The sequence below is a fragment of the Collinsella sp. TF08-11AT genome, assembly GCF_003437035.1.
GTDB lineage: Bacteria > Actinomycetota > Coriobacteriia > Coriobacteriales > Coriobacteriaceae > Collinsella.
On record NZ_QSRL01000001.1, the window covers coordinates 451069 to 467106 of the forward strand.

A 16038-nucleotide genomic window follows, 5' to 3' on the forward strand; every position below is an offset into this window, starting at 1 on the left:
ACGAAAAGTTCTCAACATTGCCAACATGACCTGTTGAAAACTCGATGAAATATCGTGAAAAGTTGCCATGCACCGCTAAATCGAGCTCGGCTTATGGGGGAACCGTGTGAACTGCGCAACCTTTTACCTTTGATTTCTTGACATTTGAACATTGATTTCCCTACAATCTTCAAGCTCACGTGTCTATATCTGCGTCCGCGCCCCCGCGGACACTCGAAATGCAGCAGGAGGAACTTAAGATGAAGCGTACGTATCAGCCTAATAAGCGTAAGCGTGCCAAGACCCATGGCTTCCGTGCCCGTATGGCCACTAAGGGTGGTCGTGCCGTGCTCGCCCGTCGTCGCGCCAAGGGCCGCAAGCGTCTCACTGTCTAGCAGCGATACACACATCTCGCATGAAGACTATTAAGTCTCGGCAAGATTTCGAGCATGTGTTCAGTCAGGGGCGTCGTTTCAATCACCCTCTGATTCGAATGACCATATGTGAATCGGTTGGCGAAGGCGACTCCGGAAGGGTCGCCTTCGTTGGTGCTAAACGGCTCGGTTGTGCTGTCGTGCGCAACCGTTCTAAGCGTGTGATGCGCGAGGCCGCCCGCAGCTGTGGATTTCCCGTTGCGGGTTATGACATCATCTTGTTCGCAACTCCCAAGACGAGGGTTTCTTCGCCTCAGGAGATGGACAATGCATTGCGTTCGCTTATGAAACGCGCCGGCGTTGCCGGGGAGGAGCGATGAGCAATCACGTTTTGCGACGTGTTGCCATCGCTCCTATTCGCATATATCAACAGGTTATTTCGCCCTTATTGCCTGACGCCTGCATTTATTACCCAACGTGCTCGCAATACGCCGTCCAGGCGATTGAGAAGTACGGTGTTTTGAGAGGCTGCTGGCTTGCCGTGAGGCGCATCGCTCGCTGCAATCCCCTGCACGTCGGCGGTTATGACCCTGTGCCCTAGCGGGCACTCGCTATCGGAGGAAAACTTACATGTGGGATTGGATCGTTAACATCCTTTTCGAGCTGCTCAAGCTCATCCAGACCTTTGCGGTCGACTGGGGCCTGTCCATCATCATCCTGGTGGTCATCATCCGTCTGCTGCTGACGCCGCTTATGCTCAAGTCGACTAAGTCGACGGCACGCATGCAGGTGCTGCAGCCCAAGATGCTCGAGATCCAGGAGCGCTATGCCGACGATCCCCAGCGTCAGGCCGAGGAAATGCAGAAGTTCTACAGCGAGAACAAGTTCAACCCGATGGCTGGTTGTCTGCCGCTGTTGATTCAGATGCCTGTCCTGTTCGCCCTATTTACGCTGCTGCGTAACCTGCCGGACTACTTTAACGACGGCACGTTCTCGTTCTTTAATATTCTGCCCGACCTGACCACCACGCCGAGTGCCTCCTTTGCCGATGGCTTTATGGTCGCGCTGCCTGCGCTGGTCTGCCTGATCCTGTTCGCTGTCCTGACCCTGATTCCGCAGCTCTATATGTCGCGCAACCAGACCGGCCAGCAGGCTCAGAGCATGCGTATGATGGCCGTTGTCATGACGGTCATGATGCTTTGGATGGGCTGGAGCCTTCCCGTTGGTGTTCTGCTGTACTACGACGTCTCGTCTGCTTGGCAGGTTATCCAGCAGATTTTTGTGACGCAGAAGGTCATCGACAAGGCGAAGGCCGATGAGGAGGAGCGCCTTAAGAACGCGCCGCTGCAGGTTGAGGTCACTCGTCGCGAGAAGAAGCCGCGCCCGCACAAGAAGAAGTAGCGGGATATCAATCTTATTTAGGTACCTAACTTTTGGAGTACGTTATGTCTGAAGAGATCATCGAGGATATGCTTGAGGAGGTTGCCCCGCAGGTCGCGGGCGATTATCCCGAGATTGCACAGCGCTACAAGGCCGGTGAAGAGCTGACCGACGAGGAGCTCGACACCATTGCCGATGTCGCGATTTCCATCCTGCGTTCCATCCTTTCGCACTTCGATGCCGCCAACTCTCCTATCGATGAGTATGAGGGCGACGAGGGTGAGCTGATTCTGGATGTAACGGCTCCCGACCTTGCTGTTCTCATTGGCCGTCATGGTCGCACCCTTGATGCCCTTCAGGTTATGTTCTCATTGCTGGTGAGCCGCAAGCTTGGCTTTAGGTATCCGGTTGTAGTGGACGTCGAGGGATACAAGAGCCGCCGTCAGGACAAGGTTGCCTCCATGGCACAGTCTGCAGCCGAGCGTGCCATCCGCACTCATAAGAGTGTTTCGCTTCCGCCCATGAATGCCTATGAGCGTCGACTGGTTCACATTGCACTTCGTGGCAATGATGCCGTCGATACTCATTCTGAGGGTTCTGACCCTGATCGCCATGTGGTGATTGTTGCTCGATAATCTGCTCGAGCTTATGCTAAGGGGACGTGGTTTCCACGTCCCCTTTTTTTGTCAAAAGTTCTCGATACACTGATTTTTGTCAGAAAGGAGCTTTCGTTGTTAGTACTTACTGATCAGCAAGCTGACGAGATGTTGACTCGTCTATCTTCCTATTGCAAAGAGTATTCCTTGAGCGTATCTGATGTTGAGCTGAGGAAATGTATTCAGCATTTGGATTTGGTTCTGGAAACAAATAAGACAACTAATCTCACCCGTATTCTTAACGTAGAAGATGCTGCGGTACTTCATATCCTCGACTCACTTGTTTTGCTCCCCTATATCAATAAGGCTCCTGAGGGAGCTTTGCTCGATATGGGTACAGGTGCGGGCTTCCCTGGTATTCCGTTAACCATAGCCACGCATCGTAAAGCTACTTATATTGACTCTGTTGGTAAGAAGGTTGATGCCGTCAATTCTTTTGTTCATGCTCTTGGGTTGAAACATGCTCATGCGATTCATGATCGCCTTGAAGAATATGCTCGAAGCCATAAGAAGCAGTTTTCTGTCGTAACCGCCCGCGCACTTGCCCCTCTACCGATTCTTGTTGAGTATGCGGCTCCGTTCCTCAAGGATGGAGGTCTATTTGTTATCACCAAGGGTAATCCTTCGGATGAGGAGCTAGTTTCCGGTATGTCGGCAGCTAAGATTTGCGGCTTCACTTTGCTTCTTAATGACGCAATCGATTTGCCTGAGGGCTTGGGCCACAGGGAGTTCATTGTTCTCAAGAAGAGTCATCCAGCATCCGTTTCATTGCCTCGTGCAAATGGCATGGCTAAGAAGAATCCGCTTGCCTAGATGTTTCACGTGAAACATAATGGATACTAACAACTTGCAGTGTTTCACGTGAAACATGGCGGTTGATATCGAATCGGAATGTTTCACGTGAAACATCCTCCGTTTGACAGCTTTAATACACACCAGGAGGGACCGTGGGATTTCGCGACGTTAAGCGTTCTAGGAACGCAAAAGACACGCGTATCATTGCAATCATCAATCAAAAAGGCGGCGTCGGTAAGTCAACGACGGCTGTAAACCTTGCAGCAGCACTGGGTGAGCAGGGTCGTAAGACACTGATTGTCGATTTTGATCCGCAGGGAAACAGTACCAGTGGATTTGGAATTGAAAAAGAAGACCTTGATCACTGCATCTATGATGCATTGTTGAATGATGTGCCGGCAGAATCGCTTGTTCTTGATACAAATTGCAAAAAGGTATTCGTAATTCCAGCTACGATTCAGCTTGCAGGTGCCGAAATTGAGCTCGTAAGCGCAATTGCTCGTGAAACCCGCCTCAAAGATTTGCTTGAGCCGATTCAGGACGAGTTCGATTTTATTTTTATTGACTGTCCTCCTTCGCTCGGCCTGCTTACTATCAATGCCTTGACCGCAGCAGGTAGCGTTTTGATTCCAATCCAGTGTGAGTATTACGCACTCGAGGGCGTTACGAAGCTGCTTGAGTCAATGAAGATGGTCAAATCACGTCTGAACAAGGGCTTAGACACCTATGGCGTGCTTTTGACCATGTATGACTCACGTACTTCTTTGTCGAATCAGGTTGTTGAGGAAGTTCAATCGTACTTTGGTGATAAGGCGTTTAAGACGCTGATTCCCCGTACGGTTAAAATCTCTGAAGCTCCGTCTTTTGGAGAACCGGTAATTACCTATGCACCTCAAAATAAGGGTGCAAAAGCGTATATGAACCTTGCAAAAGAGGTGATCAAGCGTGCCTAGTGCAAAGAAACGTGGTGGATTGGGACGCGGACTCAATGCTTTGGTCTCAGAGGCTGAGTATGAGACCGGTGGTTCTGCTGCATCTGCTTCAAATGCCGCATCTGAAACAAAACTACCTATTGAGGATATCGTTCCCAACCCTAATCAACCGCGAATTCACTTTAATGAAACTGAACTTCGCGAGTTGAGCGAGTCAATCCAAGAACATGGCGTTTTGCAGCCGCTCTTGGTTCGCAAGCATGGAAACGGTTATGAGATCATCGCTGGTGAGCGTCGTTACCAGGCATCAAAGCTTGCTGGTCTTGAGGAACTGCCTGTCATCATTAAAGATGTTAATGATGAAGAGATGTTGGCTCTTGCTCTAATTGAAAACCTTCAGCGTTCTGATCTGAATCCCGTCGAAGAGGCTAAGGGTTATCGTCAGCTTATCGACTCTAGCGGTATGACCCAGGAGGCGTTGTCGAAGGCAGTAAGCAAATCACGCTCTGCAATTACTAACTCGCTGCGTCTCCTCGATCTCCCTGAGGTTGTTCAACAGATGATTTTTGAGGGTAGACTTACTGCTGGTCATGCACGTGCGATTCTTGCAGTTCCCTATGAAGATGCTCGAATTCGTCTTGCAGAGAAGGTTGTTGCAGAGGGTCTTTCCGTCAGAGCGACAGAAAATCTTGCTCCGTTGTTTTCTGCCGGAGAGACACCTAAGACGCCGCGGCCTGCAACGCCTCAGTCTTTTAAAAAGGCTGCGCGTGTACTTCGTCAGGTATTTAATACCAACGTGCGTGTGAAGAGCTCGCGTGGAAAGAATAAGATTGAGATTGAGTTTAAAGACGAGGAAGAGCTCTCTCGTATTCTTGGTGAAATGATTCAGTTTGATCAAGGAGGCCAAGATGAGGAATAAGATTTTTACTGCGATTGCGTTGGCGACGACTGTCGCGGCTGGTGTCTTTGCTGGCTATAAGATCGCGACAGACGATGAACTTCGAGGACGTTTGCTTCGTGGCGCGCAAGATATTGTCGATACTTCCAAGAAGAAAATGGATGTTATGACAGAAGATGTTGCCATGCGAACTGCTCAGGTAACGAAAAATCCTAAGATTAATCAAGGTTGGGTTAGCAATCAATGGGAAAATGTAGGCTATTAGGTACCTAACAATTACCCTGCATATTTTGAGGGGCCCTTGTCTGATTCATAAGACAAGGGCCCTTTATTTTGTCCGTAAAAAATGGGAAAGGTAGCAGTTGGTCCAAAATTGAGGTCGATAAATGAAACGACCCCGGTTGCATATCCTGCAACCGGGGTCGTTCGATGTTTCACATGAAACGTTTTGGGGCGCGACTCCCCTATGCGTTTTTCTGAACTTTAAAGCGCTGCTTCAGCTGTCCGCAAGCGGCGTCAATATCGTTACCACGGGAGTTACGAATCGTGGTCTCGATGCCACGGGACTCAAGACGACGCTGAAGATCCTCAACCTTATGAATCGGCGACGGCTTGAGCGGGCTGCCCTCGATGTCGTTAAGCTGAATTAGATTAACGTGGCACAGCGTTCCCTCGCAGAAGTCGCAGAGCGCCTGCATCTCGGGATTCGTATCGTTGACGCCTTCGATCATGGCATACTCATAGGTCGGGCGGCGGCCAGTCTTCTCGGTGTAGAGCTGAAGTGCCTCGTGAAGGCGAAGCAGCGTGTACTTCTTAACACCGGGCATGAGCTTATTGCGCGTCGACTGGATGGCGGAATGCAGGGAAACGGCAAGCGTGAACTGCTCGGGGATATCGGCAAATTTGCGAATACCGGGAATAACGCCGCTGGTAGAGACGGTGAGGTGACGAGCGCCGATACCGATGCCATCGGGGTCGTTGAGGATACGCAGCGCCTTGAGAACCTCGTCGTAGTTGGCAAACGGCTCGCCCTGGCCCATGAAGACAACGCTTGTGGCACGCTCGCCAAAGTCGTTGGATACATGAAGCACCTGGTCGACGATCTCTTGAGCGGTCAGAGAGCGCTTGAGGCCGTTGAGACCGGTAGCGCAAAAGGCGCAGCCCATGCCGCAGCCTGCCTGGGTGGAAACGCAGACGGAAAGCTTGTTACGACGGGGCATGCCGACAGTCTCGACGGAAATGCCATCGTGGTACTCGAGCAGATACTTGCGCGAGCCATCTTTGGAAACCTGCTTGGTGAGTTCAGTCGGCGTATCAAAGGCAAAAGCCTCTTTAAGCTGCTCACGGAAAGCCTTGGGAAGGTTGGTCATATCGTCAAACGAACAAACGTTCTTCTCAAAGACCCATTCGATGAGCTGCTTCGCGCGGAAGGCGGGCTGGCCAAGTTCGGCCACGAGCTCGCGAATATCGTTTTGGCTCAAGTCGCGAATGTCCTGAGATTTAGTCTTGGGATTCATGGAAGCCTTTCGATTTTGGGGAAACGTAGAGGGTATCGCTACAATATGGTATCAGCTGCAGAAATTATAGAGGAGGAGTCTGCCCATGCCGGGTAAAAGCCTAGAGAACATGCACGTAGCGGTCTTGGCGGGCGGTCATTCCGCCGAGCGCGAGATCTCGCTCGATTCGGGAAAGAACGTTGTGGTGGCACTGAAGGAAGCCGGCTACACCTCGGTGGAGCTGCTTGACACGGCTGCTGATGACTTTATGGTAACCATGGCGACCGGCGGATTCGATGTGGCATTTATCGCCATGCACGGCGCCGGCGGTGAGGATGGCGCCATGCAGGGTGCCATGGAGACCCTGGGTATCCCCTACACGGCCTCGGGCGTACTTGCCAGCGCCTGCGGTGCCGACAAGGAGGTCTCTAAGCTCCTATACGCCAAGGCGGGCATTCCCATTGCCCCCGGCCTTGCGCTCGAGGTGGGCGATGAAGTCGATATCGATCATATCGTCGAGGTTTGTGGCGAGCGCTGCTTTGTGAAGCCGGCCGTCAACGGTTCCAGCTATGGCATTTCCCTGGTCCATGAGCCCTCCGAGCTGCCCGCGGCAATCGCCAAGGCGTTTGAGTACGGCGACAAAGTGCTGGTCGAGAAGTGCATCGAGGGTACCGAGATCACCGTCGGCGTATACGGCGAAGATGACGTACGCGCCCTGCCGATTGTCGAGATTCGTAAGCCCGAGGACTGCGAGTTCTACGATCTGGACGTGAAGTATGTCGACCCTACGGATATCCATCGCATTCCGGCGCAGATTTCACCCGAGAATTACGCTCGCGCTCAGGAACTTGCCTGTGCCGCTCACAAGGCCCTCGGTTGCCTGGGTGTCTCGCGCAGCGACTTTATTGTGAGCGAGGACGGCCCCGTTATCCTCGAGACCAATACCATTCCCGGCATGACCGATACGTCGCTGTATCCGGATGAGATCCGCCACACCGACGACATGACGTTCCCGCAGGTCTGTGACAGCCTGATCCGTATGGGCCTTCGTCGAGCGGGCATTGCATGCTAATCGAGGACGCGGTTTCGTCAGGAACGCCGCAGTTTGTCATCGATTCCTATGCCACGCTTGCCGAGCGCGCCAAAACCCAAGCGTTTGGTCTCATCGAGGAAGATGTTATCGTCCTCGATACCGAGACCACGGGTCTTTCGGTGCAGGACAACGAGCTGATCGAGATCTCGGCGGCCCGTCTTTCGGGCCGCGAGGTCATCGACCGCTTCGATACCTTCGTGCATCCCAGGCAGCTGATTCCCGCCGAGATTACCGAGCTCACGAGCATTACAAATGTCGATGTTGCAGATGCCCCGTCGGCGGTTGAGGCCGTCGCCGCTCTCGCCGATTTTGTCGGTGGCTGCCCGGTGATCGCACACAACGCCACGTTCGACCGCTCGTTTATCGAGTCGGTCAAAGGCGGCGTCAACGTGAGCGATATTTGGATCGATTCGCTGGCGCTGTCGCGCATCGCGCTTCCGCGCCTGGCCTCGCACAAGCTGTCTTTTATGGCCGATCTGTTTGGCTGCGACTCGGTATCACATCGTGCCAATGCCGACGTCGACGCCCTGTGTGGCGTATGGCGCGTGTTGCTCGTGGCGCTCACCGACTTGCCCCAGGGCCTCATGGCGCGCCTAGCCGACATGCATCCGGACGTGCCTTGGTCCTATCGTCCTATCTTCTCATTCTTGGCAAGGCAGAACCCTGGTTCTATCTTCTCTCTCAGCGCCGCTCGTGCTGACGTTCTCAAGGCCGATCGCGCCGACGATCGGGTGGACGCCGATGAGCTGCCGGTTCTCAAGATGCCGAGTCGTGAGGAGATCGAGGCAGACTATGCGCCAGGTGGCCTGGTCAATCGCATGTATCCCACCTACGAGCCGCGTGATGAGCAGATCGCGATGGCACTCGAGGTCCGCGATGCGCTGGTCACGGGCACTCATCGAGTAATTGAGGCAGGCACAGGCGTCGGCAAATCGATGGCCTATCTGGTGCCTTTTGCCGAGGCAGCACGCCGTAACAACATCACGGTAGGTATTGCGACCAAATCGAACAATCTTGCCGACCAGCTCATGTACCATGAGCTGCCAAAACTTGCCGAGCAACTGGACGGTGGTCTGTCATTTTGCGCTCTCAAGGGGTATGACCACTATCCGTGCCTGCGCAAGCTCGAGCGCATGAGCCGCGGCCAGGTCGAGATTACCACCAAGCGCGATCCGGCGGACACGCTCACGGCGGTCGCGGTCATTATGGCGTACGTCTGCCAATCAGCCGATGGCGACCTCGACTCGCTCGGCATTCGGTGGCGCAGCGTCAACCGTCCCGACTTTACGACGGCCTCGCGCGAGTGTGCTCGTCGCCTCTGCCCGTTTTTCCCTGATAAATGTTTGGTCCACGGCGCTCGCCGTCGTGCGGCGCATGCCGATGTGGTGGTCACCAACCATTCCCTGCTGTTCCGCAACGTCGCGGCCGAGGGCAGGATTTTGCCTCCGATTCGTCATTGGGTAATCGACGAGGCCCATTCCATCGAGCGCGAGGCGCGCCGTCAGTGGGCGCGTGTGGTGTCGGCGGACGAATCGCGCGTTCTGTTTGAGCGTCTGGGTGGCTCGAGCACCGGCGCGCTAAGCCAGGTTTCCCGTGATTTGGCAACCTCCGAGGGCTCTACGCTCTATCTGGGCCTTACTGCCAAGGCGACGTCGACGGTTGCGCGCGCGAGCATGGCGATCGCCGGCGTGTTCGATGGCGTTCGCGAGCTCGGCCGCCGTGCGCGTGGGGGTTATGACAATGCCAATCTATGGATTGGCCCCGAGCTGCGCGAATCTGACGACTGGCATGATTTCTTACAGTCGGCCTACACTGGCATCGACGCATTGGAACAAGCTGACAAGAGCGTCGACGCGCTGGTGCAAGCCGTCGCCGCCGACAAGCCAGAGGTTGTTGTCGACCTGGGTGATATCTCGCGCCGCCTGCACGAGCTGGCCGAGAACCTAAAACTCATCATTGATGGTACCGATGAACACTACGTGTATTCGCTGCAGGTCAATCGCAGGCTGCGTGCCGGCGGAGAGTCAATGACCGCAGAGCGCATCGACATTGGCGAGGCCTTGGCAACCGAGTGGCTGCCCGAGGTTCACACGGCTATCTTTGCCTCGGCGACCATGACGGTGTCCAAAAGCTTTGAGCACTTTAACCATGCGGTCGGCCTTGATCGCATCGGTGCTTCAACGTCGTCATCGCTGCACTTGGATTCGAGCTACGACTTCGATTCGAACATGGCTGTAGTCGTTGCGGGCGATATCCCCGATCCGCGCGATCGTGAGAGCTATCTTACGGCGCTCGAGCGCGTACTGGTCGACGCCCATCTTGCCATGGGCGGATCGGTGCTCACGTTGTTCACCAATCGGCGCGACATGGAGGACCTATACGCCCGCGTTGAGCCCAAGATGGCCCGTGCGGGTCTGGAGCTCAACTGCCAGCAGCGCAACTCATCTCCTCGTCGCCTGCGCGACCGGTTTATCAACGAACCGACCTCGTCGCTTTTTGCGCTCAAGGCCTTCTGGGAGGGGTTTGATGCCAGCGGCGAGACGCTGCGCTGCGTCATCATTCCCAAGTTGCCGTTCTCAAGCCCCACGGACCCGCTCTCGTGCGAGCGCAACCTGCGCGAAGACCGCGCATGGGCGCGCTATTCGCTGCCCGAGGCGGTGCTCGAGGTTAAGCAGGCCGCGGGGCGTTTGATTCGCTCGTCGACCGATAGCGGCGTGCTGATCTTGGCGGATCCTCGCCTGGTGACGAAGGGCTATGGCAAGAAGTTCTTAACGTCGCTGCCCACGAGCTCCTACCAGCGCATCGAATCGGCGCAGATCGGGCACTATCTACAGCTGTGGCGCGCACGCCACGAGCGGCGGCGCTAAAGCGGACAGACGAGAGTTTTTGCCATATCGCACAGACGCTTTGACAGGGTGGGGTCATCCAAGATGCGGATGGCTCCGCCCGCTGCGATTATCTGGCTCAGTAGCCAACGCTCGGAGCCGTAATGCACGGTTACCGTTGCCATGTCTGCCCCGCTGCGCTCGATGAGGGTGATGCCGGCCCAGTCCAGATGCTCCGCCATATCGAATGGCATCAAGAGCTTTGCGCTACGCTGCGTCCGGGCAAGGGAATCGTGGAGGGATGCGACGTCCGGTGCGTGAGGCACGACGGAGTCTTCCGTCAAGGCGAGTCCCTCGATTTTATCCATGCGATAGGTGCGCTGCTCATCGACCGCGATGTCCCAGGCAATCAGATATGTTTGGTCGCCGTTTGCTGTAATGCGCAAGGGGTCGACCAGACGCTCGCGTGGCCGCGCATCGTCCATCGAGCGATACGAGATACGACAGCGAACGCCGTCCTGAATGGCGCAGCTCAGCTGCTGCCAGTGCGACCCGTGGTTGACGGTGTCAAAGACGCGCTGGTTATAGCCGAGCTCTTCGGGTAGAAGAGCATGTCGAATTCGAGCCGCCGCCTGGGGCTCGATCCCCAACGATTCAAGTTCGTGGTTGAGCACAGCGCCCTCGGCGGCACTCAGGCGCAGCGGTAGTACACGCCCGGCGTCACCGGTGAGGACCACGCGCTCGCCGTGGCATTCGCAGATGATACGCGCACCCGATTCTCGGTCCGCGAGCGTCGAGACGATCTCGAGAATCTCGTCGAGCGACGCCCCCGTGATGTCAAAGCGACTGCAAATCTCGGTTCGTGTCATGCCGCTCTCGCCGGCGGCGTAGAGGGCCTCCATGATGTCGATGGCGCGCGAGAGCCTCTGCTCGCTGGTGAGTTTACGCACGGGCATGCTCGTGCACCGTCCTTTCAATGAGGTGGTTCCACGCCTGCTTGAGCGATTTGGGGGCCATGGGCCTCATGCCGTCCATGGCGTGGGCCATGCAAAATGAGGCGGCGGCTTCAAGATCGCGCACGTCAACGGTCCAAGTCCATCCCGAATCGGTGTGTGCGAGCTCACCTCGCCCGCGCGTGAGGCCGTTGATCATATCGATCTGCGTCTGCGGGGCGAACGAGAACGTAGCCGCAACGGGCGGGCGGTCGGCAAAATCGAATTCAAAGAACAGGTAGTCGTTGAGATTGAATTCTGCAGGGATGGCGTAGGCCTTCGAAGGACGCCAAGCGCGAACGATACGGTCGCAGCGGAATGTCCTGATGTCGTCGGTGGCATTGTCGAGGCCGCAGAAGTACGCAACGCCCTCGCGCTCGAACATGCCGTAGACGCAGACGGTACGCTCTTTCTGCTCACCGCGTCCGTTCTGATATAAAAATCGCAGCGCGCATCGCTCGGCAAAGGCGCTCCATACCGCATCGACGGTGGGAGAGCGGCGGATCGGTGCTTCGTCCGCCGTCGTCCTGCCGGTGAGGTAGGCAATCTTGGAACGAATGTCGGCAAGCGGCGCGGCAAAAGTGGATGAGCCGGCCGCTATTGTCTGGTCGATAGCGTTGAGCAGGATATCGGCGTCGTCTGCGGTGATGAGGCCGCCTGCCGCAAACGTGTGCTCGCGGTCGATTGTCCATGAGCTTTCCTCGGTCTCCTGCGCGCCGGCGGGGCGAACCTCCTTGATTAGGATGCCGCGTTCGAGCAGTTTGTCACGATCGCGCCGAAACTTGCGCTTATCCGAGTCGATATTGCCCGAGCCATATCCCAGGTCAGAATCCAAGACGATCTGCTCGGTCGTCAGCGGTTCGGGGGAGCTGTTGAGCACAAAGAAAAGATTGAGGATGCGCTGAGCCGTTTTATCGAAACTGGGCTCCGAATTCCCCTTTTTAATTGTCGCGGTCGCGTCGCTTGCCGTCATAGAGTCCTCGCATGAGAAGGTGGTTTGCTGCCATGATTTTAGTCCGATATGGAGATTAGGCTATATCCTTGTCCGCTCGGGGCGTTAAGATGGCCCGAATTCGGTCGTTTGCGCTCGCTCGGGGTATACTTTCGACTATATACGGTTCTAATGTGCATGCATTGGGCCTATTTGTCGGATTATGGATGTGGAGCGCACATGGCGAACACCCAGAACTATATTAACCACCTGCTGCAGAACACCGGCATCACGCCGGCATGCAGCGAAGAAGAGCGCTTGGCTGCCGAGGATATCGCTCAGATCTTCCGCAACCACGGCTTTGATCCCGAGGTTCAGGAGTTCAATGCCCCGGCGCCCAGCAGGTTGGCATTTGCCGTTACCGGTATTCTTGCGTTTGCCGGCGCCCTGCTGATGGGCATCGGTGGCGGCATCGGCTTGGTCGGCACCTTGCTGGCCATTGTCGGCGCCGTTCTTTACGTGCTCGAGCGCACGGGCCACCCCGTGGTTTCGCGCCTGGGCAAGACGGGCGTGAGCCAAAATGTCATCGCCTACCACAAGGCCTCGGGCCCGCTCGCGTCTCCGCGCAACCGTCCGGTGGTCGTTGTCGCACACTACGACTCTCCCCGTGCTGAGCTGCTCGCCCGCGAGCCCTATGCTTCGTATCGTGCGCTCATCGCCAAGCTGTTGCCCGTTGCCACGGTTGCCCCTGCTGCCGTTGCCATCTTGCGTATCCTGCCGCTCCCCGGCGCGCTCAAGGTTCTGCTGTGGATTGTCGCGATCCTCGCTTCCCTCGTTGCGCTCGCCAACGCGGCAAACATCATTTCTAACCGTTTTGTGCTTCCCTATACGTCCGGCGCAGTGTGCAACAAGTCTTCTGTCGCCGCTATGCTCGGCGTTATGGACAACGTTGCTCCCTTCCAGGGCGAAAACGAGTTTCCCGACGATGTTCCGTTCGATACCTATTTTGGGGAGCAGAAGCGTCGTGCCGAGGAGATGGCGCGCGCAGCAGCGGAGTATGCCGCGGCCCAACAGCAAAACGACTACGGCAACACCATCGAGTATGAAGAGCCTACCTACGCCGAGGACGAGTTCGGTCAGCCGATTGCTCCCGCCGCTCAGACCGAGCCCGAACAGGGCGAGGCTTTCGACGAGCAGATCGAGGGCTTTGAGGGTGCGTCTGCCGACGAGACGCTGATTGGCGCCATCGTGCCCGAGGATCAGAATCAGGCTGTCCAGGCCGAAGAGTTCAATGACGAGGTTCCCACTGCCGAGCCGGCGGAGGAGCCTGTCGCGGCCGAGCCCGAGCCCAGGCTCTATCGCAATGCCGCCGGCAACATCCGCTTTGGTTCGGATGCCATCCGTGCGCTCGGAATGCTTCCCGAGTCCTGCACGCTCGATTACGAGGAAGGCGAGGAGCCGACGTTTGAGCCCGAGCCTGCCCCCGTCGTGACTGCATCTGCGCCCGTTGTCGCCGTGGATGATGAGTCTGCCGCGGTTGCCGCTGCCGTTGCCGAGCCCGAGGCGGTGTCCGCGATCGATCCCGCGGCAGGACTGGACATTTTGGCTCCCGCCGCGCCGGCGCAAGACGTTAGGGACGAGCCTGACGACGATTACGCTGAACAGCCGAGGCGCGTGTCTTACGAGAGCGATACTGATTTCTCGGCCGAGATTCCCGCGGCAACGCCCCATGCCGATATTGCATCCGCGTTCTCTTCGATTGGCGCCAGCGCTTCCAACTTCTTTAAGGGTGCGCTTGCAAAGGGCAGGAAATTTGTCGACGATTTCGAGGGGAAGCGCGTTGCCGCACGCGAGGCTGCCGAGCAGGAGGCTATCGCTCAGCAGCAGGCAGCCGAGGCGGCACGTGAGCGCGCGGCGCAAGAGTTCGAGCAGAACGAGGCTATGCAGTCCGTGCCTGTCGACGCCGCCGAAGCTACAACGTCCTTTGAGGCTCAGCAGCACGTCGATAGCACCATGTCGTTTGATGCCGCGCAGTTCGATTCCACGATAACGTTTGAAAAGCAAGGCACCGCGATTGCCGAGCCCCTTCCTGTTTCCGATGAGCAGGGCGACGCGGCAGACGATGACGAGCCTATTGATGCTGCCGAAATCCAAGATGTCGCCGGGCACGAGCCCGTCGAGGTCAACTGTGACGAAGAGCAATACGCGGCAGCCGATCAAGGTGATTCGACCGAGGTCGAGCAGGAGGAAGTGCCTGCGGTTTCCGAGGCTCCCGAGACAGATGAGTCGAGGCCTTACTCCACGCAGATTTTCACCATGCCGACCCCGAGTGGTTCCGGTGCCACGGTTGCCGATGTCGCTCCCACCCAGGACGAAACGGTCGATTCCCTTATGGCCCAGATTTCCTCCCAGGCATCACCGCGTCCGCAGGTGAATGTTCCCGATCCGGCGTCGGCTCCGTCGCCTGCACCTTCCTCGTCTCCGCTGGCTTCGGTCCCCGATCCGTCGCTGCCGTCGATGAAGCAGGCAAACGTTGCGTCTCGCACGTCGCTGTTCGACCTTCCCGACCCCTCCGCACAGGTCAACGACCCCTTTGCTACCGCTCAGGGCCCCGAACCAACATCGGCACCCGTTGCGCCTCCTAGGCCCGTTGCGTCGGGCGCTCAGCCGATCGAGACCATTTCGGCTCCCGCCCCGGCGGCGCCCAAGTCTCGCAAGCGCGGCCTGGGCGGCCTGTTCGGTCGTAAAAAGAAAAACGAACAGGACAGCATGAGTGATTGGCTGGGCGTCGAAGACGATTACGATGCCAAGAAGTCCGGTCGCGGCATCGGTTCGTGGGATAATTTCGAGGACGATAACGATGGCTGGAAGGGCGGCGCTACGTCTTCCGACGGCGCTTCTTCCGAAGATATGCTCTCGGCTGTCGCCTCTATGGGTGACGATGAGCTGCTCGGTCACGATATCTGGTTTGTGGCAACGGGCGCCTCGGATTGTGATGGCGCCGGCATGAAGGCCTTCTTGGCTTCGCATCGCGATAAGCTCCGCGGCGTATTCTTCATCAATCTTGAATCCGTCGGCGCCGGTAGGCTTTCGGTGGTGACGGTTGAGGGCGAACAGCAGCTGCTCAAGGGCGATCGCCGCATCATGAACCTGGTCAGCAAGGTGTGCAAGTCGTTCCATGTCGATTGTGGCGCGCTCGAGATGCCCTATGCCAAGACCGATGCCTACGCCGCGCTCGAGGCGAGCCGCCGAGCCCTCACCATCGCCGGCGTGGACGGCACGCGTCTGGCTTGCGCTCGTACCGAGGACGACCTGCCCCACAATGTCAACCCGACGAACATTGCCACGGTATCCGAGGTCGTGACCGAGGTTATCCGCCGTTCGTAGACGGAGCTCTAAGGAGTCAACGTGTTTTCGTATATTAAGCGCCATTGGCCTGTCTACGTGATTTTGACCTTGATTGCCATTGCGTTAGGGTTTGGAGCTGCCTACATCGTGGGCGCGAAGGGCTCGACCCCCGCCTCCGCAATCAGCGAAGAGGTGGAGCAAGAACAGAGCACGGGTGCCGATGGGATTCCTGAGTCCGAGCAAGCAATCGTTGATGGTGGATCTTCGTCTGCAGAGTAGATGCGGCGATTTAAATGATTGAAAGCGGGCGAGCCGGGGGACTGGCTCCCCCCCCTTTTT

At 56.7% G+C, this 16038-nt stretch carries 16 protein-coding genes; 13 read left to right on the plus strand and 3 right to left on the minus strand.

Annotated features, from left to right (window positions below; translation table 11 throughout):
- Window positions 1-239: 239 nt before the first annotated feature.
- The 9 genes from rpmH (at window position 240) to DXC79_RS01865 (ending at window position 5279) form a co-directional block, all read left to right on the plus strand.
- A complete protein-coding gene (gene rpmH, locus DXC79_RS01825) occupies window positions 240-374 on the plus strand; it encodes a 50S ribosomal protein L34 (protein WP_019127408.1) in 135 nt (44 codons plus the stop codon).
- Window positions 375-394: 20 nt separating this feature from the next.
- On the plus strand, window positions 395-733 hold the full coding sequence (gene rnpA, locus DXC79_RS01830; protein ID WP_082435526.1) for a ribonuclease P protein component: 339 nt from the start codon (window positions 395-397) through the stop codon (window positions 731-733).
- A complete protein-coding gene (gene yidD / locus DXC79_RS01835) occupies window positions 730-954 on the plus strand; it encodes a membrane protein insertion efficiency factor YidD (RefSeq protein WP_022093804.1) in 225 nt (74 codons plus the stop codon). The genes rnpA and yidD overlap by 4 nt, the downstream gene beginning before the upstream one ends.
- A gap of 29 nt (window positions 955-983) precedes the next feature.
- The gene (locus DXC79_RS01840; protein ID WP_055251326.1) at window positions 984-1754 is read left to right on the plus strand and encodes a YidC/Oxa1 family membrane protein insertase; all 771 of its coding nucleotides are present in this window, start codon (window positions 984-986) and stop codon (window positions 1752-1754) included.
- 44 nt (window positions 1755-1798) lie between these two features.
- Complete coding sequence (locus tag DXC79_RS01845; RefSeq protein ID WP_022093802.1) at window positions 1799-2368, plus strand: R3H domain-containing nucleic acid-binding protein; 570 nt, start codon at window positions 1799-1801, stop codon at window positions 2366-2368.
- 96 nt (window positions 2369-2464) lie between these two features.
- A complete protein-coding gene (rsmG, locus tag DXC79_RS01850; protein WP_233502923.1) occupies window positions 2465-3202 on the plus strand; it encodes a 16S rRNA (guanine(527)-N(7))-methyltransferase RsmG in 738 nt (245 codons plus the stop codon).
- A gap of 134 nt (window positions 3203-3336) precedes the next feature.
- Window positions 3337-4137, plus strand: a complete 801-nt coding sequence (locus DXC79_RS01855; RefSeq protein WP_117634723.1) for a ParA family protein — start codon at window positions 3337-3339, stop codon at window positions 4135-4137.
- Window positions 4130-5035: a ParB/RepB/Spo0J family partition protein gene (locus DXC79_RS01860; protein ID WP_199408616.1), complete on the plus strand. Its 906-nt coding sequence runs from the start codon at window positions 4130-4132 to the stop codon at window positions 5033-5035. The genes DXC79_RS01855 and DXC79_RS01860 overlap by 8 nt, the downstream gene beginning before the upstream one ends.
- Window positions 5025-5279 carry a hypothetical protein gene (locus tag DXC79_RS01865; RefSeq protein WP_117634725.1) on the plus strand — a complete coding sequence of 85 codons (255 nt, stop codon included), beginning with the start codon at window positions 5025-5027 and terminating at the stop codon, window positions 5277-5279. Before DXC79_RS01860 ends, DXC79_RS01865 begins: the two co-directional genes overlap by 11 nt.
- A 199-nt stretch (window positions 5280-5478) precedes the next feature.
- On the opposite strand, the gene rlmN is transcribed toward DXC79_RS01865, so the two are convergent.
- Window positions 5479-6531: a 23S rRNA (adenine(2503)-C(2))-methyltransferase RlmN gene (rlmN, locus tag DXC79_RS01870; protein ID WP_117634727.1), complete on the minus strand. Its 1053-nt coding sequence runs from the start codon at window positions 6529-6531 to the stop codon at window positions 5479-5481.
- Window positions 6532-6616: 85 nt separating this feature from the next.
- On the opposite strand from rlmN, the gene DXC79_RS01875 reads away from it, so the two are divergent.
- Complete coding sequence (locus tag DXC79_RS01875; RefSeq protein WP_117634729.1) at window positions 6617-7582, plus strand: D-alanine--D-alanine ligase; 966 nt, start codon at window positions 6617-6619, stop codon at window positions 7580-7582.
- Window positions 7576-10470: a helicase C-terminal domain-containing protein gene (locus DXC79_RS01880; protein WP_117634731.1), complete on the plus strand. Its 2895-nt coding sequence runs from the start codon at window positions 7576-7578 to the stop codon at window positions 10468-10470. Before DXC79_RS01875 ends, DXC79_RS01880 begins: the two co-directional genes overlap by 7 nt.
- Here DXC79_RS01880 and DXC79_RS01885 read toward each other — a convergent pair.
- Window positions 10467-11384: a YafY family protein gene (locus tag DXC79_RS01885; protein WP_117634732.1), complete on the minus strand. Its 918-nt coding sequence runs from the start codon at window positions 11382-11384 to the stop codon at window positions 10467-10469. The genes DXC79_RS01880 and DXC79_RS01885 overlap by 4 nt on opposite strands.
- Window positions 11371-12393, minus strand: coding sequence for a YafY family protein (locus DXC79_RS01890; RefSeq protein WP_117634734.1), 1023 nt, complete (start codon window positions 12391-12393; stop codon window positions 11371-11373). The genes DXC79_RS01885 and DXC79_RS01890 overlap by 14 nt, the downstream gene beginning before the upstream one ends.
- Before the next feature lie 198 nt (window positions 12394-12591).
- Here DXC79_RS01890 and DXC79_RS01895 point away from each other — a divergent pair, with 198 nt between their 5' ends.
- Window positions 12592-15738, plus strand: a complete 3147-nt coding sequence (locus DXC79_RS01895; protein WP_117634736.1) for a hypothetical protein — start codon at window positions 12592-12594, stop codon at window positions 15736-15738.
- A gap of 21 nt (window positions 15739-15759) precedes the next feature.
- Entirely contained in the window at window positions 15760-15978 is a 219-nt protein-coding gene (locus DXC79_RS01900; RefSeq protein ID WP_022094153.1) for a hypothetical protein, read from the plus strand.
- Window positions 15979-16038: the final 60 nt, after the last annotated feature.

Excerpts from the sequence above, each read along its gene's own strand:
- rpmH (WP_019127408.1), top strand. The coding sequence starts at position 240 with ATGAAGCGTACGTATCAGCCTAATAAGCGTAAGCGTGCCAAGACCCAT.
- rnpA (WP_082435526.1), top strand. The coding sequence starts at position 395 with ATGAAGACTATTAAGTCTCGGCAAGATTTCGAGCATGTGTTCAGTCAG.
- yidD (WP_022093804.1), top strand. The coding sequence starts at position 730 with ATGAGCAATCACGTTTTGCGACGTGTTGCCATCGCTCCTATTCGCATA.
- DXC79_RS01840 (WP_055251326.1), top strand. The coding sequence starts at position 984 with ATGTGGGATTGGATCGTTAACATCCTTTTCGAGCTGCTCAAGCTCATC.
- DXC79_RS01845 (WP_022093802.1), top strand. The coding sequence starts at position 1,799 with ATGTCTGAAGAGATCATCGAGGATATGCTTGAGGAGGTTGCCCCGCAG.
- DXC79_RS01865 (WP_117634725.1), top strand. The coding sequence starts at position 5,025 with ATGAGGAATAAGATTTTTACTGCGATTGCGTTGGCGACGACTGTCGCG.
- rlmN (WP_117634727.1), bottom strand. The coding sequence starts at position 6,531 with ATGAATCCCAAGACTAAATCTCAGGACATTCGCGACTTGAGCCAAAAC.
- DXC79_RS01875 (WP_117634729.1), top strand. The coding sequence starts at position 6,617 with ATGCCGGGTAAAAGCCTAGAGAACATGCACGTAGCGGTCTTGGCGGGC.
- DXC79_RS01880 (WP_117634731.1), top strand. The coding sequence starts at position 7,576 with ATGCTAATCGAGGACGCGGTTTCGTCAGGAACGCCGCAGTTTGTCATC.
- DXC79_RS01885 (WP_117634732.1), bottom strand. The coding sequence starts at position 11,384 with ATGCCCGTGCGTAAACTCACCAGCGAGCAGAGGCTCTCGCGCGCCATC.
- DXC79_RS01890 (WP_117634734.1), bottom strand. The coding sequence starts at position 12,393 with ATGACGGCAAGCGACGCGACCGCGACAATTAAAAAGGGGAATTCGGAG.
- DXC79_RS01895 (WP_117634736.1), top strand. The coding sequence starts at position 12,592 with ATGGCGAACACCCAGAACTATATTAACCACCTGCTGCAGAACACCGGC.